We start from the raw sequence: 17,677 nt of genomic DNA on the forward strand, positions 1-17,677 counted from the left end.
TCTGTAAGCGCGCTCGCTTCCCTCCGTCATGGCGAATTGCCATGTGCGGGCGGGATTGCCATCTGATCGACACGGCAATCCGCCGTGACGGCGCCTTGCGCAGGCGCCTGGCGCTCGCGTCAGGAAAGAGCTCCCGAGGGCAACGTGATGTCGACCTCGGTTCCGCCCTTCGCACTTACGGTGCGAACTCGAATCGTGCCGCCGTGAGCATCGACGATTTGCTTGCAGAGATAGAGCCCGAGCCCTGCGCCGGGTGGTTTACGCGTCGCGCTCGGACGCGCGTGCTCGACGCGAAAGAACTTCTCGAAGATACGCGTCTGAAGCTCTGCCGGGATGCCGGGCCCGGAGTCCGTGACCACGATGCGTGTCGCTCGGTCGTCGTCGCCGGCGCTACGCAGCTCGAGCGCGACGCTGCCCCCCTTCGGCGTGTACTTCACCGCATTGCTTAGGACGTTCGAGAGCACCGTCTCGAGCCTCGGTCCATCGACGACCGAGAGGTGCGGCGTCTCCCCGAGCTTCACGCTCAGCGACAATCCAGCGTCTTCGCAACGAACGCGGTATCGATGGGCGATGGGCTCGATGACGTGGCGAAGATCCGTCGGTTCGAGCGAGAGTTGGAGCTGCCCGGCCTCGATACGCGTGACGTCGAGAAAACGTTCCGTCAACGTCGCGAGCTCTTCGCAGCCCTGCAGGGCGGTCTCGAGCATCTCGCGCTGCTTTTGCGGCAGTCCCGTGGCGGTCTCTCCAAGGAGCAGGAGGTTCATGCGGATCGACGTCAGAGGCGTCTTGAGCTCGTGCGACGCGACGGCGACCACCTCGCTGCGTAGCTCGTCGAGACGTGCAAATTCGGTGACGTCGTAGAGAACGAGGACGGCGCCATGGCCGCCAGCATCGGGAGCGGCCACCGGCCTTGCGAGCGGGAGGAATCGCAGCGCCGTATCGGGCCCCGCCGCGAAGGCATGCGTCAAGTCGGCGCGGGGCCGTTCGGTTCCGCCCTCGAGCGCTTGCACGAGCTCACGGGAAGCCGGTTCGGGTAGGCCTAGGCTCTTCCATGTCCCCGGCGGTTCGTCCTGGTTCGATCGGTCGAGAAGCGCACGCGCCGGTCGATTCATGGCGTCGACTCCGCCATCGGGCTTCACCACCACCACGGCGTCGGGCAGGGCCTCAAGCGTCGCCTCGAGATTGTTCTTCGCGCGGAGCACCTCGCCTAGGTTGGAGCGCCGGAACTCGTCGAGCGCCTCCGCCATTCGATTGAATCCCGACGCGAGGCGCCCGAGCTCGTCCTCGGAGGCAACGGTCACGCGGCTTCCGAACTCGCCGCGCGCGATGGCTTCGACGCTTCCGGTGAGGGCGAGCACGGGTTTGACGACCGTTTGCGTGAGGTGACGCGCGACCGCGAGCGACACGACCAAGGCGATCAGCCCGACGCCAGCGACGATGAACGTGGCACGAAACGCCTCGTCGCGCGCGCGCTCGCCCGCGTGCTGCATCTCGCGGAAGTTCACTTCGCGGATGGCACCGCATTCAGCGACGGCCTTGCGCAGCAGCGGATTGACCGACTTGTGGTAGCGAGCGAGCGCCGTTGGGGGATCGGCTGCTCGGAGAAGCTCGTCCGTGGCGACACGATAGGCATCGACGTAGCTTCGCAAGCGCCGTCCTGCCTCGAGCTCTTCGGCTCCGACGAGGATCGACCCGAGCTCGCCGGAGACGCTGTCGAATTGATGTCGCTGCGAATCGAGCGAGGCCACGTCGTCGGCGCTTCGGTCCACCATGGCCCGCAGGAGCTCGTCGTCTTCCCGTTCGAGCAGCGTGCCTGCGCGCGTCGTCAGATCGAGCGTTGCCTGGCTGTCGTTGAGCGTACCGGCCACGACGATACCGAGGCGGGCGAAGGTGTAGACTCCGAAGACCCCGCAGGCGACCGTGGAGAGGACGAGAACCGCGCTGGCGAGCAGGTATTTCGTCGAGAGCCGTCGGACGGTCATGACCGTCGGGATGTACGCGCGAGGCCGGCGGCGTCAAGCCAGACGATAGCGCTTCCGCTTTCGATGCAGCGTCGTGATGTCGATGCCGAGTGTCCGCGCGGCGGCGTCGAAGGTCGGTGCCCGCGCCACGAGCCTTGCAATGTGTTCGCGTTCGAGCTCTTCGAGCGAGACGTCTGCGCCGACCTCGACCGGGACCGTGCGTCGATTCGGAGGGGCGCTCTGTCGGGTGAGGATCTCGTGGACGTCGGCTTCGGGCAGCCCCAGATCTTCGGGCAGCAGAACGCCGCTGGGCGCGAGGGTGACTGCGCGTTCGATCGCGTTGCGAAGCTCCCGAAGGTTGCCGGGCCAGGGATATTCGGTCACGAGAAATTCCGTATCGGCGCGGAAGGCCAGCCCCGTTCGTCCGTGGGTGCGCTCGAAGAATCGCAGGAAATGGAGAGCAATCGGCAGAACGTCTTCACGCCGGTCACGCAGCGCCGGGAGAGTCAGCGTGATGACGTTGAGCCGGAAGAGCAGATCTTCACGGAAGCGACCGCTTCGTGATTCTTCCTCGATGGGGCGGTTCGTTGCTGCAACGAGACGAACGTCGGCATGGCGTTCGCGTGCTTCACCGAGACGCTCGTACGTGCGGTCGTTCAAGCATCGCAGCAGACGCGCCTGCGCATCGGCGGAGAGGTCGCCGACTTCGTCGAGAAACAGGGTTCCGCCCTCGGCCTCTTCCACCTTGCCGGCCATGTCGGCGACGGCTCCCGTGAAGGCTCCCTTGCGATGTCCGAAGAGTGCGCTCGTCATCAAATCGCCGGTCAGCGCCGGGCAGTGGACCGTCACGAACGGCCCGGCTTTCCGCCTGCTCGTGCGATGAATCCACCGCGCGAGGACGTTTTTGCCGGTCCCGCTTTCGCCGCGCAGGAGAAGGACGGAATCGGCGGATGCCGCTCGCGTTGCCGTCTCGATGAACGATCGATAGCGCGCGCTCCTCGACTCGAACCCGTGAGCCGCCATTCCGGCATCGACTCGTTCACGCAGGCGCGCGTGCTCGACCTGGAGCCGTTTGGCCTCGACCACGCGGCGCGCGGCCTGGCGTACCTGCTCGGGCGTGAAAGGTTTCGGCAGGTAGTCCGAGGCCCCGAGCTTCATGGCTTGCACCGCGGTTTCGAAGCTCGCATACGCCGTCACGACGACGACGCCGATTCCGGGCTGCTTCCGGAGAATATCGGGCAAGGCGTCCAGGCCGGACTCGGCTCCGAGCCACAGATCGAGAAAAACGACGTCGAACGTGGTCCGTTCGAGCGCCTCGAGGGCAGCCTCTGCCGTAGCAACGCCGAGGACGCGCGCTCCTTCCACCTCGAGGCAAAGTCGCAGGGATTGTCGTACGGTGGCGTCATCGTCGATGACGAGGGACGACCACGGCTCCGTCGCGAATCCGGTATTCACGGCGCCCAGTGTACTTGCACGCGCGCGTGCGTCCCAATCCGTTCCTCCTCTTGTGGTGGCTGGACTGCGTTCTATGGTGTGTCTTCGAGATGGATGCTCGAGAGCAAACGTGGCTGGACGGCGTGGCGGATCGACTTGCCGCGCTGCCAGGCGTGGTCGCGGTGACGCTGGGGGCTCGCGTGCGCAGCGAATGCATCGTCCGGACAGCGATTGGGACCTGGCGATTTACTATCGCGGACGCTTCGATCCGCAGGACCTCCGCAACGTCGGTTGGCCCGGCGAAGTATCCGAGATCGGTGCGTGGGGTGGCGGCGTGTTCAACGGCGGCGCCTGGTTGACGATCGATGGTCGACCCGTCGACGTGCACTACCGTGATCTCGACGTCGTTGAGCACGCGCTGGCCGAGGCGAGGGAAGGGCGGTTCCGGATCGAACGGTTGATGTTCCACCTTGCCGGCATTCCGACGTACCTCGTGGTGGGAGAGCTCGCCATCCACGAAGTACTGCGGGGGCAACTGCCGCGTCCGTCTTATCCCGATGCTCTCAAGGTCGCGGCGCGGGACGTCTGGTGGAACGACGCGCAGCTCACGTTCCGTCATGCCGAGCTCACCCACGCGTCGCAGGGGCGCGTTACGCAGTGTCTTGGTCTCGTCGCACAGGCGACGCTCCAGGCCGCGCACGCCGTGCTCGCGTCGCGCGGTGAGTGGGGTACCAACGAGAAGACGCTGCTGACTCGCGCTGGACTTGGCGACGTCGACTCGATCATGACCCGGGGAGGAGATCTCGCATCGCTCGTCACCGCCGCTCGCGAGCGATGTCGCCAAGTCGTCGAGTCGACCGTGCGTAATTCGTAATACGAAGTTCGTATTCCTGCAGATTGTTCTCGTGCGCCGCGGCTCGCCGTTCTGCGAAACGCGCTCGCACTGGACGGTTCGCGTCGTCGTCACGATATTCGGTCCGCGTGGGGCGGGCGTTCTTTCGGGGCTCTCTACGAGCTGCGGTCGTGATGGTCGGCATCGGACTCGGGACGTCAGTGGCGTTCATGACAGGCTGCGACGCGAGGTCGGATGGCGCGGACGACGGAGCGCTCATCGGCATCGCATCACCGGACGCGGCCGCCGTAGAGCCCGCTTCCGGGGCCGACTTCGTCGGTGACTGTACGGCTGCAACGTGCGGTCCGATGCCGAGTGGATCGAGCCATCCCACGTGCGATCGCGGCGAGGGCGGTTGTCGTTGGGACGAGCGGGACAGCGGTCTCGTCTCGTTCGGTGCGTGTCCGGAAGCGGAGTGCGCGGGGGCTGCGCCAGATGCAAGCGTCTGCCCGCCTGACATGACGGTCTTCAGCGCCCTTTGCGGCAGTCTGAATCGCGCGGCGTGTGATTGGCTTTCCCAGTGCGCCATTCCACTAGGGCGATGTCCGGCGGAGCGTTGCGAGGGAAAACCGCACATCGGACTGTTCTTGCCCTGTGACGATGGAGGCTCCGCGCACCCCATTTGCGTTGGTTTCGGTGCCGACCGCTGCGAGTGGGGCTTGAGCTGCGATTGAACCTCTGATGACGGCGCGAACGCGTGCGGGGGGGGGCGTCGCCGGGCAAGTAGGTGACGCTAGCCGGCGTCCGCCACGTGGGTGCGCAGGCGGGCGACGGAGCCCGCTCCGTCCTCGCCCGTGGTTTCGCTGTCCGAGGCGATGACCTCGCGCAACGCGAAGGCATACGCCGCGCCGTGATTGGCATTGCGAGAGGCGCCGACGAGCGCAGCGCCTTCGCTCAACGCCACCGAGCTCCCGAAGGAGTCGTAGTCGCGCGCGTCGCTCGCGGTGAGCTTCTGCCGCTGGAACCACGCTCCGCCGGAGCGGACGAAGACGTACGCTGCTCCTCGATAGGTCGCTTTCCCGTAGGCACCGATGACCGCCGTGTCTTCACCGAGCGCCAGCGAGACTCCGAAATAGTCAGACGCTGCCCAATCGTCCGCGACGAGCTTCTGCTCTTGGGACCACGTTTCGCCGGAACGCACGAAGACGTAGGCCGCTCCCTGGCGGTTCGCGGTCGCGTAGGCACCGACGATCACGGTGTCGCCGCTCAGCGCCACGGAAATGCCGAAGCTGTCGCCCTGCACGATGTCGCTCCCAGTGAGCTTCTGCTGCTGGAACCAAGCTTCCCCCGAGCGGACGAACACGTACGCGGCGCCGGCGTTGTAACCCTGTCCGCAGGCGCCGACGACGGCCGTGTCTCCGCTGATCGCGAGCGAGTAGCCGAAGGAGTCTTGGTCCCCCGTGTCCGTTCCCGTGAGCTTCTGTCGCTCGGACCAGCCTTTTTCCGAACGGACGAAGAAGTACGCGGCCCCCTGCAATCCCGCCTTCTGATTGGCGCCGATGAGGGCGGTGTTCCCACTCAGCGCCACCGAGCTACCGAAGAAGTCGCCGGCGTGACCGTCGCTCGCGGCGAGCGTCTGCTGCAACGACCACGCTCCGCGCGAACGGACGAAGACGTACGCCGCTCCCATGGCGTCTTTTCCGACCGCGCCCACGATCGCGACGTCTCCGTCGAGCGCCACCGACCAGCCGAAGTTGTCGAAGCTCGTCGTGTCGTTCACGATGAGCTTCTGCAACAGGGACCACGTGCCGCCCGAGCGAACGAAGACGTGCGCCGCGCCCTGGCGGCTCGCCGTTCCGGGGGCGCCAATGATGGCCGTGTCGCCGCTGACGGCCATCGACACTCCGAGGTCGTCGCCGTGCGCGTGTCCGCTCGTGCCCAGCTTCTGCTCTCGGACGACGATCAGCGGGTCGACGGTGACGGGATAGGTTGCCCCGCGGTCGTCGAACCAAATCGCGAGCGAGCCGGTCTCGGCTCGGAGTCGCGCAGGGAGCTCTTTGCCCGCCGCGTCCACGACGTAGAGATCGGTGTAGCGAAGAAGCTCTCTCCCGGTGGCGTCGTGCAGGGATGCGGCGGTGCCGGTCGAATCGATCCTCGCCTCGAGCTCAATCGCGGCCAGCTCGATGACGATCCCCTCGCCACCGCGTGTGCGTGCGGGCGGCGCATGCAACGTGAAGCCCTGTTCGATCCCGAGCGGTCCGACCACGTACCATTCGTCGAAGCCATCGCGGTGGTACGTCGCGCGATTGCCGTCGGCTCGCGGAGCCGTGCGTGCAACGGGAAGGAGTGCTCCTTCACGTCCCCAGCGCGTTGCTTCCGCGCGCCAGCCTCCGGCGCTCACTTCCACGCCGCGCGCATCGAACACGACACCGAGCCCTGACGAGCTCCGACCTCGAAAGCCTCCGACCACGGGCTCGAGCTGGTGTTCCCTCGACGCTTCACGTTGCACCGCCGCGATGTACGCGGCCCGCAACGCCGGTGTCATCGCGCCCGGCCTTCTGGGCGATCCGATATCGAACTCCCCGAGCAAGACGTGCCACGAAGCGATCGTGCGAAGCGAAGACGAGGGCGAAGACGCCTCGGCGTCGTCCGGAAAAACCGCAGATTTCATCGCTCTGCGAGCGAAGCACGTCGGTTCTTTCCTGCGTACGCCGAAAACTAGGCGTAGGGGTATCCCCTACCTTTGCGAGCGCGGCCATGGATGCCCGCGCGTGCGAATTCCAGCGACGTGGCGGAGCGCTCCGTTCGGCAGGCGACGCGACGAGACTGGCTACCGCGTCGGCACGGTGAACGAGACTTCGCCGCCTTGCAGACTCACGGCAGCGGCGTGGAGCTTTCGCGCGAGATCGAGCGCTCGAATCGTCGCCGAGACGCGGTGCTCGACGCCCATCTTTTCGTAGATCGTCTGGAGGTGACGGCTCACGGAATCCGCGCGCATGCGAAGGAGCTTCGCGATCTCCTCGTTGGTCTTGCCGCGCGTGAGCCAATACAGCACGTCGCTCTCGCGGGGCGTGAAGCCCGCACCGAAGAACAATTCCGGCGTCACCGGCGTGTCCTCGGCGGCCGTCATCGCGAAGGCGAGCTTGCGCCCGTTCGAGAGGTGCGGCTGCACGAGCTGAAACAGCTCTTTCTCAGCGAGGTCGAAGGGACGCCCGTCGCGCAGGAAGCCCACGAACACGACCTCGTCGGGGCCTGTCGGCACGTGCATGAAGCAGTGATCGGTGAGCCTCATCGGCCGATAGACCTCTTGGTAGATGTCGAGGTCGCAGAACGCCGGGCGGCTGTAGAAATCGCGCGCGCTGAACGGCTTGCCGTCGTTGACGGTCGGGTCGAACCGAAAGGGCGCGTACTTGCCCATGAGCCGGCCGAACGCCGCGAACGCGTCCGCGAGACCGGGCGGCGTGCAGTCGAACGCAGCGGTGAGCGAGCCCGTCTTGCGGTCGATGACGCCGTGGCTGTTGAGCGCGAACGGCACGAGACGCGCGGTGAGGGTGAACGCGCGATCGACGAACGTGTCCGCCGCAAGCCCCGGCCCGTAGAACTCGGCGAGCGCCGAGTGGAGCCTTTGCGTGCGGCGCGATTCGCGGGTCACGAGCAAGAAGTTACCATGCCGACCATCACGATCGGGACCGCCAAGGGGCCTAGTTTTCGGCCGGCACACAAACGGCGATGCCGCACAGCGTCGAGCTCACGGTCGCCTCGTCGGCGACGCAAATTCGAGCGCGATTCGCAGGTGACCACGGGCGCCGCGCGCCAACACAGACCGGCCGATTGGATGACGACGAGCGGCGTGCACCGCCATGCGATGGAGCCTGGGAGCAATCAAACGTGTGCAGTGTGCACGTTCGTAGCAGGCGACGATGTCGAGCCCCGACCTCAGCTGTAGCGGGCCTTGCCGAAGGCGCGCTGCGCCCGAAGCTCGGGGAAGGAGGTGTCGTCGAGTACACTTACCGTCCTCGTCGGATGCCTGGGTTCCTTTCCGAAGCGATCGCGGGATGAGCTTGCGTCGCGCGCGTCGCTTTCGTCCTCCGAAGACGTGGTGCCTTGCCGCGTGCGTGGGCTTCGCCGCGTGGGCCCTGGAAGCGCCTGCGCGGGCAGACGTCTCCTTCGGCCTCTCGTGGCGCCCGTCGCAAGGTGACGCGTGCGTCGACGAAGCGGCGCTCCGCGAGTCCGTGGAGCAGCGGCTCGGGCGCGCCACGTTCACCGAGTCTTCGAACGCCGACATCCTCATCGAGGCCGAGGAGACCCCGGTAGCGCAGGGCGAGTTTCGAGCGCGGGTGACCGAGCGCGATCGGCGCGGCAACGTTCGCGGCGTGCGCGAGCTGAAGGCCCAGAGCTGTCCGAGCCTGCGCCGCGCAGCGACCCTGATCGTGACGCTCATCATCGATCCCCATCGAACGGGCCGGCCCGTTCAGGATCCGAACGACGCCTCGGAGCCGCCCGCCTCTCCGCCGCCGGAAGCCCCGGCACCGAAAGCGGATGACGTCAGCGACGTGCCTGTCGTATCGCCGCCGCCGCCTCTCCACGAGCATCGAGCTGCACCGCCATCCGCGCTGCCCGAGCATCGAAATCGAAGGTGGGGCGTTTCGCTCGGCGCCGGTGCGGGCACCAGCGTGGGCATCTTGCCCTCGGCGACGGTGACGGTCTTCGCGCTCGTTCGCCTCGAGCCGTCGAATTCACGGTGGAGCTTCGATTGGTCGGGTGGCTATTCGCTCCCGCAGCGCCTCCGCGAAGGGCCCGTCTACGCCGACTTCGCAGCCGTCGAGCAGCGTCTCCGTTCGTGCTTCGCGGTCGTGCGCTGGCCGTCCAACGAGGTCGACGCATGCGCAGGGCTCGCCCTGGGCGCCATCCTGCCGAACACCGCCGGTATGCAGAGTGGCAGCGACCACTGGCGACTGCTCGTCGGGCCCACGGCTGCGGTCGGGTTCGATGCGCGGACGGGCCCTCTCGGCGGAAGGGTCGAGCTTGGTCTGACGTGGGGTCTTCGCCAGCACGATTTCTCCTATTTCGACCTGGCGAACGAGCGTCAGGGCCTCTACTCGACCAAGACCTTCGTCTTCTTCGTTTCGCTGAGCGGGCTTGGCAAATTCTCGTAGTCCGGCTCGGGGAACGGGGACTCGGACGATTTCCTAATAATTGGCCTGCCGCCCGCGCAACCTAGGATGTGACGCGCGGTTCGCTCTCTTCCCTCGACGCTCCGCCGTTGTTTTCCCTGACGCGTTCCATCGACCTCGCCACGGTCTTTCGCGAACAGGGGCCCTTCGTCCATCGCGTCTTGCAACGCCTCGGGGTCCACCCGGCGGACGTCGACGACGCGTTCCAGGAAGTCTTCGTCGTCGTTCATCGCAAGCTCCCCGAGTTCCACCCCGAGGCGGCGCTTCGGCCTTGGGTCTACGGGATCTGCGTGCGCGTGGCGAGTCGCCAGCGGCGACGACGGGCCATGTCGCGCGAGGTCTCTTCCGAGCATGGCGCGGAGCCCATCGATGCGACGACGCCGATCGACAGCATCACCGCAAAGCAAGCGCGCGAGGTACTGAGCGTGATTTTGGACCAACTCGACGAGGACAAACGCGTCGTCTACGTGCTTCACGAGCTCGAAGAGCTCACGATGCCCGAGATCGCGGAATCGCTCGAGTGCCCCGTGCAGACGGCGTACTCGCGGCTTCGCGCAGCGAGGGTCGTGGTGGCCGAAGCGGTGCGTCGGTACCGATTGCGGGAGGGACTCTGATGAGTCGCGATACCCAGCGTCCGGACGTCCCCGGTTCTCCCAATGTGCGCGACGCTTCGGACGACGAGTTCCTTCGTGCGCTGCAACGCGCCGAGCGAACGGAGCTCCCTTCCTCGGCGAAGATGCAGGAGCTCGCCGATCGCCTCGGTCCGATGATGACCGCAAAGAGCTCGGCCGCCGTTCACCCGTGGAGGTGGATTGGCGTGGCCGCGATGACGGGCTTCGTCGTCGTCGGTGCCTTGTCGGTTCGACGGCAACTCGACGTACGCGATGACGTTCCCGCAGCGGCGCCTCGCGTCGTCGAGGTGGCCGCCCCCGCGCCCGCGCCTGCTCCCGTTTTGCCGCGAGACGAGCTCCACGACAATACCGCGCCGGTCGTGTCCGTGGATTCGTTGCCGTCGGTCTCGGCTCCCACCGTGCCGCCAGCGGCGCATACGGTGAACACCGAATCGGCGTGCGACGGTGAGCTCGAGCTCGTCGAACGCAGCGATGCCAAACTGCGCGCGGGCGATGCCCAAGGTGCGCTCGCTCTCGCGCGGCAGCACGCGGCGCGGTGTGCGCGTGGCGAATTCGTGCAGGAGCGAGAGCGTATCGCGATCGAGGCGCTCGCCCAGCTCGGTCGAACGAGCGAGGTTCGTGCGCGAGCGCGCGCGTTCGAACGGCAATTCCCGACGTCGCCTCATCTTTGGCGGATTCGAAGCCTGGCCGAAAGAGACTCCGAATGATCAAACGACTTCGCGACGACAGGCGCGCGCCCATCTCGGGCGGCCGCGTCGTCTTCTTCTGCCTCGCGCTGGGCGGCGCCATCGCGCCCTCGGCATGCACGGTGCGGACAGAGGAGAGCCTCGGATTCCAAGCGCCGGGGCCCTCCACGTTCGTCGACCCCGAAGCGTCGACCGCGGTGCCGGAAGCCAGTCTCCGAGAGTACTGTCCGTCGGACCAGTGCCCCAGCGGGTACACGACCTGTCCGCTTTCGAACTTCCGTTGCGACGTGAATCTGCTTACCGACCGCAAGAACTGCGGGGCGTGCGGTGTGGTCTGCCCGTCGGACTCGAAGGGCGCGACGTTCGAGTGCGTCGACGGCGCGTGTGCGATGACGTGCAGGCCCGACGCTCTTGCCGCGGATTGTGACGGCATCGTCGACAACGGCTGCGAGACACCAATCATCGACGACGACAACTGCAAGACCTGCGGGAACAAGTGCTCCGGTGACAAGCACTGCGTCGATCGTGGCCTGTACGACATCGGTTGTGGTTGCAAAGCGGGCGATACCTATTGTCCGGACAATTACACCGTCTGTATCGATACGACGTTCGACGACCAGAATTGCGGCGGTTGCGGCAACGTTTGCGATCCCGGCGAAGGTGGTTCGCCTCCGCCGTATCCGAATACCTATTACGGTTGCGCCGAGAATCACTGCGGAGCGGTCAAGTGTCTGCCGTATCACGGCGATTGCGACGCGAACGTCGTGAAGAACGGGTGCGAAACCGACGTCGTCACCAACGACAACTGCGGTGGGTGCGGGATCAAATGCCAGGCTGGCGAGGAGTGCCGGTACCTGTTTTTGCTGGGTGCTCCGCCGAGGCTCGCGTGCATGTGCCCGCCGGGCCAAACCTTCTGCCCCATCGGCGAGCTCGACGGGATCGAGGTCGGCACATGCTACGACCTCAAGTCCGACAACAAGTCTTGTGGGGCCTGCGGGAACATCTGCTCTTGGGATGGCAGCCGAAAATGCGTTTACGGCGTTTGCCGATTGAGCTGCTTCGAAGGAACTGCCGACTGCAACGGCAGCGAAGGGGACGGCTGCGAGGTCAATACGAACTCCGATCCCCGGAATTGCGGCAGCTGCGGGAACACGTGTGACGCCGTCGCGGGTCAAGCCTGCGTGGGCGGGCGATGCGTGGTCGAGCCGTGCGACGAGGTGGACGCAGGAGGCCCCACGCGATGAGCTCACGACGATGGCTTGCTCAGTTGCTTGTCGTGGCCTCGGGCGCAGGCGTGCTCGGCGTTGCGTGCGCGTCGAACGAAGCGGCGGGCGATGGCCCAGCGCCGGGTGACCCGGGCCGCGTTCCGACGCCCGATGCAGGAGGTGATGCCGCCCTCGACGCTCGCGACGATGCGCCGTGCGCCGACTGCGCCGACTTCCCCTCCGTCTGTTCGGACGACGTTCTCTGCCCGAATGGCCCGTTCGGTTCGCCTGATGATCCTTCGAGCCTCGACCCTCGAACCGACGTGCTCGTCGTGCGCGGCCGCGGGCCGAACGACGTTTGGGTTGCCGGGGCCATCGGTGCCGTCGCGCACTTCGACGGTACGTCGTGGGCGCGGTCGGATCTCGGCGCGCCCGAAACGCAGCGTGCGCTCTGGTTGCGCGACTCGGGCGAAGTGGCCTTCGGGACGTTCTCGAACCTCTACACGCGTGGTCCGGAGTTCGATGCCGGCGATGCGGGCATCTCACCGGGAGGCTGGTCGCTCCAGCCGCCGCCCCCGGCGCCCTCCTCGTTCGACCCCTCCTCGCAGAGCCTACGCTTCACATGGGCGTGGCCAGGCTCGAACACGCTTTGGATGGGCACGCTCGGAACCTGCGGTCTCTGGCGCCTGCGCTTCACTCCTCCATCGACGCTCGAGATCCTCGAAGGCATTGCGCCATCCGTCTGCGCGGATATTGGCGGCAGAGAGGTGCTCGGCATCCACGGCGTTTCGGCGGCCTCGCTCTGGGCGGTCGGTGGAGGCGGCGCGGCCATCCATGTCACGGGCGCAGACGGGGACGCGCCGGTGGCAAAGCCCTTCAACTCGCTGACTCCGTATGCGCTACGGGGCGTCTGGGCAGCATCGGAGAACGACGTCTGGGCCGTCGGCGCGTCGGGCACGATTCGGCACTATCGGGGCGATTCGCTGTTCTGGGAGGTCGTCGACGACGTTCCGACCACGCGCGCGCTCAATGCCGTATGGGGAACTTCCGCCGCGGATGTCTGGGCCGTCGGCGACGCGGGCACCGTCCTTCACTACGACGGCAGCCACTGGTCGCGTATGAAGGTCGCGGGGCTCGGCGCGCTGCGGCCCAATCTCTACGCCGTGTGGTCGCCCTCGCCTGGGCACGTTTGGATTGGGGGACAGGGCGTCGTGCTCTCCGTCGGAGGGAAGCCATGAGAGGCTCGTTTTTGCTCGCTTGCGTGACCATGGGCCTCGCAGGTGCCGTCGCTTGCGCCGCCTCGGAGAGCAGCGAGGCGCCGGAACCTCCGATCGAATCTACGCCCATTCCTGGCGATGCCGCACCCGTGGACGCCGGCCGCGAAGCCACCGAGCCGAAGGGGCCCGCGACGTGCAGTGACGCGGGCTGGTGCGTGACCACGCTGCCGGACAGCGACCTGAAGATGGTCGATATTTGGCCATTCCGAGACCGTGCCTTCGCGATTGCGTCGAGCCCCACGCTGGGCGTCAAAGTCCTGGAGTGGGTCGAGGCCGACCAGCGATGGTCGTACATCGACGACAATACCCAGAACGACGACGGTTTTGGCAAATACGTCGGCCGCATCTGGTCGCCGAACGAGAACGAGATCCACTTCACAATATCGCCCGGATACGTCTACCACGGCCGTCGCGCGGCGAACTGGTCGTGGGAGCGAACGCGGCTCCCGGTGAGTGCAGGCAATCTCTCTGGGGATCCCGCGCTCACCTCCCTGGAGGCGCCGGCGCTCGGCGTCTGGGGAACGTCGGCGGACGACGTTTATGCCTGGCACGCCAATACCATCTTTCATTGGGCGATTGCCGACGGCGGTAAGCCTGATTGGATTCCCGAATACGTCGGTGACGACCAGAACTATGGCGTACGGGTGTTCATTCTCGGTGCCGGCGGCTCGAGCAAGGACGATGTCTGGTTCAGCGGGGGAAGGGGGAACGGCAACAACGCGAGCTGCGCGCTGCTCGTTCACAAGACGCAGGAAGGCTACCGGCATGTCGTCGACGGCACGTTCTCGTACGGCTTCCCGATGGGCACGTGCAGCGCGCGCCCGGACACTCTTCTGCCCGAAAAGGCGGGCGCGATGACCGACGTGCAGCCCGCAGGCGCCGGCCGTCTCGTGGCCCTCCGATATCCAGACACGATGGCGCGGATCGCGTCCGACGGCGACGGTGGATTCGAGCTCTCGTCGACGCGGTTCACGGCGTCGAAGCCCGTCGGTCCGTCAGCCGTGACCCTCTACTCGCTGTGGGCCCATGGCGACGACGCTTGGTTCAGCGGGTCGGGCCTCGTGCTTCGGGGCCCGGTGTCCGCGGATGCCGATGCCTTCGGTGTCTCGACGCTTGCCCTCACCGGCGCCCCCCTCGACACGGAACTCTACCGCGTGCGTGGCACCAACGACGACAACCTCTGGGCCATCGGAGCTCGCTATGCGTTGCACAAGACGACTCCGTGAAAAGTGTTCGGCGAGCATTCTCGCCGTCATTGCAATGTGTGGCGCGCTCGATGTGCTCGCAAGCTGTTCGAGCAGCGACGACACCGGCCCCTCGTCCGTCGATGCGGCGGCAGCTCCTGATGCCATGAGCGCGGACGCCACTGACGCCGCGGTCTCTTTGCGGGATGCAGCCCTGGTCGACGCGTCGCCGCTGCCGGTCGTGTGTGCGTCCTCGTCGTGCGCGACGGCGCTCGTGACGACCTTCGGGGATTACATCGTGAACGACGACGGCCAGGGATTTTGTGCCCTCCTCCACGACCGAACGGTGGCGTGCTGGGGAGCGAATGTCTCCGGCCAGCTCGGGCGTGGCGAGGAAGCGGCCGCGGTCGAGGGCAGCTCGACGCCCGCACGCGTGGCAGGACTCGAACGCGTCGTTGCGTTGGATCACTCGTGTGCGGTCGACGAAGACGGGGCCACGTGGTGCTGGGGAACGGGGCCCTTCTTGCAAAGTGCAACGAACAGGACGACCACCTTGCGCACGCCCGTGAAGCTCGCGCTGCCGTCCGCAACGCGTGTTGGTGTGAGCCCGACGGTTGGGTGTGCAGCGACCGGGGAAGGCGTCCTTTGCTGGGGGTACAATTTCTACGGCCAGATCGCTCCTTTCGATACGATGCCTCGCGATACGTGGTCTGCACCGCGCAAGCTCGATCTCCCGGCGGGGGCGCCCGTTCGACAGCTCGCGGTGGGGGATGCGACCTTCATCGTCCGTGAAGACGGCTCGGCCCTGACCCTGGGGGCAAGCCCGCCGATCGGACGCATCTCTTCGATGTCGCCGGATCCGTATGCCGCGGTCGTCGGGCTCGACGGCATCTCCGCCGTCGACATCGCGACGGACAACGCGTGCACCACGGCAGGCGGAATTGGCTATTGCTGGGGCGCGGCGATGCCGGGCGCCGTCGACACGCTGAGTCGCGCCTATCCGAAGGGGCTCGTCACGTCGGATCCGCTCGTCGGGATTGCCACGACGCGAACCGTCACGTCCTTGGCCGGCAGCCAAATCCCGTATCGCTGGTGTGCGGTGACCGTCTCCGGCGACGTCGACTGCTGGGGTTTCAACGAGAGCGGCCAAGCAGGCAACGGATCGAAGGACTTCGCCACCGACGCGGTACGCGTGGTCGGTCTACCGGAACGCGCAGTCTCGGTGAAGGTGACGCGAAGCACGTCGTGCGCACTTCTGACGAATGGCAAGATCTACTGCTGGGGGAGCAACTTCGACGGTCAGCTCGGAAACGGCAACAACAAGGGCTTGGCCTTGATTCCGGAGGAGGTCGTTCTCCCATGAGTACGATTCATCGCGCGCGCGTTTTGGGAGGCGTGGGGATCGCGAGCCTGGTCTTCGCGCTCGGCATCGCAGGCAGTGCATGCAAAGACGACCGCACGACGTTCGATGGCACGCCGCCGCCCTTCAGCGACGACGCGAAGGCCGAGGCAGGGCCTTGCCCTTATCAGTGCTCGCTCGATGGGCGCTCGGTGATTCGCTCGTGCACGGGCGAGGTCGTCGAGACCTGCGCGCCGAATCTCGCGTGTGGCGCTGCGCTCTGTCAGGTGCCGTGCGAGGCCGCCGCCGCGGATCGAAGCTCCAACGGCTGTGAGTTCTATTTCCAGATTCCACGTTACGATTCCGACCTGTTCGATCAGTCGTGTCTCGCGACCTTCGTGGTCAATGCGTCGAATCAGCCCGTCGACGTCACGGTCGAATACGAAGGGAAGAAGCTCGACCTTTCGAAAGCGCTCTTTCGGACGAACCCGGGGGACGCCACGCTGGCGCCGCACGAGGGACCGATTCAACCCGGCGGCAGCGCCATCCTCTTCGTCTCGGATCGCGATCCGACCGTGCCTCGTGTCAGCATACCGGGAGCACGTGGGCGCATCGGATGTCCCAAAGGGGTCGTTCCGGCGCTTCTCGCCGAGATCGAGGGTGGTACACGCATCGGCTCGGCCATGCACCTCACCACGAACGTGCCGATTGGCCTAACGGCCATCTATCCGTTCGGAGGAGCGGCCAGCTACATTCCGACGGCTACGCTGTTCTTGCCGGTGCCGACATGGGGAAAGCAGAACATCCTCGTCAACGGCTGGGAGGCGAACGTCGCGCGACCTGGGGCGCAGTTCTTCGCGTCGGAAGACGATACCGAAGTCACGATCCTGCCGACGACCGACATTCAAGACGGCGTCGGCGTCAAAGGGACGCGGGCCAAGGTGCCGGTGACGTATCGTCTCGACAAAGGCCAATACATCCAATTTACCCAATCGGACGAGCTCTCCGGCAGCATCGTCGAGTCCACCAAGCCCATCGCCGCATTCGGTGGGCACGCCTGCTCGGACGTTCCTTCGGGCGGCGCTACCTGCGATACCTTCCATCAGCAGATCCCGCCTTTCGAGCAATGGGGCTCGGAATACGTCGGCGTCGGTTATCGGCCGCGTCTCGGCAACGAGCACGAACCGGTCGGATATCGAATCGTGGCCGCACGCGACGGGACACGACTCGACTACGATCCCGAGATCCCGCCGGGCGCGCCCACGGCGCTGTCGGCCGGCGAGGTGGCGACGTTTCGTGCCGGGACGGGCGACGCCTTCGTGGTTCGCACACAGGACGCCGAACACCCGATCTACCTCGCGGCGTACATGTCGAGCAGCACCACGTCGTTCGACAATCTGAGTTACAGCGGAATCGGCGATCCCGAGTTCGTCAACGTGGTTCCCGTGGGTCAGTATCTGAACTCGTACAGCTTCTTCGCAGATCCCACCTACGGCGACGCGTCCCTCGTCTTCGTCCGTGCCAAGAGCCACGGTGAGTTCAAGGACGTGTGGCTCGATTGCGCGGGCGGCAACGTCACGGACTTCCGCCCCATCGGCACGCGCGGAGAATACGAGTTCGCCCGCGTCGATCTGGCGAAGCATGGCGGTCCCGGCTCCACCTTCGGCGATCACGTCTGCCGAAATGGCCTCCAGCGCGCGACGAGCGACGGTCCTTTCACGGCAACCGTCTGGGGGTGGGACTACGCCGCAAGCTACGCTTATCCAGGCGGAATGGCGCTCCGCAAATTGGTGCAAACGCCGCTTCCGCCCGTCAGGTGAAGGACGTCTACGGCACTTTCGCGACTATGGTTGAATGGTGCGGACGAGCCGAACGCCCATGCCTGGAATGGCTGAGTGCGGTTCTACTCTCGATGTCGGGCTCACGAGTGGCGCTTTCGACGTCGCAGAGCGA

The 17,677-nt window shown here is 66.2% G+C and carries 13 protein-coding genes and 1 pseudogene; 10 read left to right on the plus strand and 4 right to left on the minus strand.

Annotated elements, in window-relative coordinates; genetic code table 11:
• Positions 1-119 precede the first annotated feature (119 nt).
• Both AKJ09_RS24730 and AKJ09_RS24735 read right to left on the minus strand, forming a co-directional pair.
• On the minus strand, positions 120-1,982 hold the full coding sequence (locus AKJ09_RS24730; protein WP_146649793.1) for a sensor histidine kinase: 1,863 nt from the start codon (positions 1,980-1,982) through the stop codon (positions 120-122).
• A 33-nt stretch (positions 1,983-2,015) separates the two neighbouring features.
• Complete coding sequence (locus AKJ09_RS24735) at positions 2,016-3,416, minus strand: sigma-54-dependent transcriptional regulator (protein ID WP_146649795.1); 1,401 nt, start codon at positions 3,414-3,416, stop codon at positions 2,016-2,018.
• Positions 3,417-3,505: 89 nt separating this feature from the next.
• Here AKJ09_RS24735 and AKJ09_RS24740 point away from each other — a divergent pair.
• Together AKJ09_RS24740 and AKJ09_RS24745 are read left to right on the plus strand one after the other, a co-directional pair.
• Positions 3,506-4,269, plus strand: a pseudogene (locus AKJ09_RS24740) (nucleotidyltransferase domain-containing protein).
• A gap of 149 nt (positions 4,270-4,418) precedes the next feature.
• Positions 4,419-4,961, plus strand: a complete 543-nt coding sequence (locus tag AKJ09_RS24745) for a hypothetical protein (protein WP_146649797.1) — start codon at positions 4,419-4,421, stop codon at positions 4,959-4,961.
• Positions 4,962-5,020: 59 nt separating this feature from the next.
• Here AKJ09_RS24745 and AKJ09_RS24750 read toward each other — a convergent pair whose 3' ends face one another.
• Positions 5,021-6,898 carry an FG-GAP repeat protein gene (locus tag AKJ09_RS24750; protein ID WP_146649799.1) on the minus strand — a complete coding sequence of 626 codons (1,878 nt, stop codon included), beginning with the start codon at positions 6,896-6,898 and terminating at the stop codon, positions 5,021-5,023.
• A 159-nt stretch (positions 6,899-7,057) separates the two neighbouring features.
• Positions 7,058-7,879 (minus strand): helix-turn-helix transcriptional regulator, encoded by an 822-nt coding sequence (locus tag AKJ09_RS24755; protein WP_146649801.1) that lies wholly within the window; start codon positions 7,877-7,879, stop codon positions 7,058-7,060.
• 403 nt (positions 7,880-8,282) lie between these two features.
• Here AKJ09_RS24755 and AKJ09_RS24760 point away from each other — a divergent pair, with 403 nt between their 5' ends.
• The 8 genes from AKJ09_RS24760 to AKJ09_RS24790 all read left to right on the plus strand — a co-directional run bounded on the left by AKJ09_RS24760 (position 8,283) and on the right by AKJ09_RS24790 (position 17,544).
• Positions 8,283-9,383, plus strand: a complete 1,101-nt coding sequence (locus AKJ09_RS24760) for a hypothetical protein (protein ID WP_146649803.1) — start codon at positions 8,283-8,285, stop codon at positions 9,381-9,383.
• Positions 9,384-9,490: 107 nt separating this feature from the next.
• On the plus strand, positions 9,491-10,015 hold the full coding sequence (locus tag AKJ09_RS24765) for an RNA polymerase sigma factor (protein ID WP_240488579.1): 525 nt from the start codon (positions 9,491-9,493) through the stop codon (positions 10,013-10,015).
• Positions 10,015-10,740 carry a hypothetical protein gene (locus AKJ09_RS24770; RefSeq protein WP_146649805.1) on the plus strand — a complete coding sequence of 242 codons (726 nt, stop codon included), beginning with the start codon at positions 10,015-10,017 and terminating at the stop codon, positions 10,738-10,740. The genes AKJ09_RS24765 and AKJ09_RS24770 overlap by 1 nt, the downstream gene beginning before the upstream one ends.
• Complete coding sequence (locus AKJ09_RS24775) at positions 10,737-11,963, plus strand: hypothetical protein (RefSeq protein ID WP_146649806.1); 1,227 nt, start codon at positions 10,737-10,739, stop codon at positions 11,961-11,963. The genes AKJ09_RS24770 and AKJ09_RS24775 overlap by 4 nt, the downstream gene beginning before the upstream one ends.
• Entirely contained in the window at positions 11,960-13,162 is a 1,203-nt protein-coding gene (locus tag AKJ09_RS24780) for a WD40/YVTN/BNR-like repeat-containing protein (protein ID WP_146649808.1), read from the plus strand. Before AKJ09_RS24775 ends, AKJ09_RS24780 begins: the two co-directional genes overlap by 4 nt.
• Positions 13,159-14,427 (plus strand): hypothetical protein, encoded by a 1,269-nt coding sequence (locus AKJ09_RS53240; protein ID WP_169927831.1) that lies wholly within the window; start codon positions 13,159-13,161, stop codon positions 14,425-14,427. Before AKJ09_RS24780 ends, AKJ09_RS53240 begins: the two co-directional genes overlap by 4 nt.
• Positions 14,428-14,551: 124 nt before the next feature.
• Positions 14,552-15,748 (plus strand): RCC1 domain-containing protein, encoded by a 1,197-nt coding sequence (locus AKJ09_RS24785; protein ID WP_169927832.1) that lies wholly within the window; start codon positions 14,552-14,554, stop codon positions 15,746-15,748.
• Positions 15,745-17,544 carry an IgGFc-binding protein gene (locus AKJ09_RS24790; RefSeq protein WP_146649812.1) on the plus strand — a complete coding sequence of 600 codons (1,800 nt, stop codon included), beginning with the start codon at positions 15,745-15,747 and terminating at the stop codon, positions 17,542-17,544. Before AKJ09_RS24785 ends, AKJ09_RS24790 begins: the two co-directional genes overlap by 4 nt.
• Positions 17,545-17,677: the final 133 nt, after the last annotated feature.

Source organism: Labilithrix luteola, assembly GCF_001263205.1.
In the GTDB taxonomy this organism is placed as follows: Bacteria; Myxococcota_A; Polyangia; order Polyangiales; family Polyangiaceae; genus Labilithrix; species Labilithrix luteola.

What these genes read in the sequence shown, in the direction of transcription:
- AKJ09_RS24730 (WP_146649793.1), bottom strand. Translation starts at nt 1,982, where the DNA reads ATGACCGTCCGACGGCTCTCGACGAAATACCTGCTCGCCAGCGCGGTT.
- AKJ09_RS24750 (WP_146649799.1), bottom strand. Translation starts at nt 6,898, where the DNA reads ATGAAATCTGCGGTTTTTCCGGACGACGCCGAGGCGTCTTCGCCCTCG.
- AKJ09_RS24760 (WP_146649803.1), top strand. Translation starts at nt 8,283, where the DNA reads ATGAGCTTGCGTCGCGCGCGTCGCTTTCGTCCTCCGAAGACGTGGTGC.
- AKJ09_RS24770 (WP_146649805.1), top strand. Translation starts at nt 10,015, where the DNA reads ATGAGTCGCGATACCCAGCGTCCGGACGTCCCCGGTTCTCCCAATGTG.
- AKJ09_RS24775 (WP_146649806.1), top strand. Translation starts at nt 10,737, where the DNA reads ATGATCAAACGACTTCGCGACGACAGGCGCGCGCCCATCTCGGGCGGC.
- AKJ09_RS24780 (WP_146649808.1), top strand. Translation starts at nt 11,960, where the DNA reads ATGAGCTCACGACGATGGCTTGCTCAGTTGCTTGTCGTGGCCTCGGGC.
- AKJ09_RS53240 (WP_169927831.1), top strand. Translation starts at nt 13,159, where the DNA reads ATGAGAGGCTCGTTTTTGCTCGCTTGCGTGACCATGGGCCTCGCAGGT.
- AKJ09_RS24785 (WP_169927832.1), top strand. Translation starts at nt 14,552, where the DNA reads ATGAGCGCGGACGCCACTGACGCCGCGGTCTCTTTGCGGGATGCAGCC.
- AKJ09_RS24790 (WP_146649812.1), top strand. Translation starts at nt 15,745, where the DNA reads ATGAGTACGATTCATCGCGCGCGCGTTTTGGGAGGCGTGGGGATCGCG.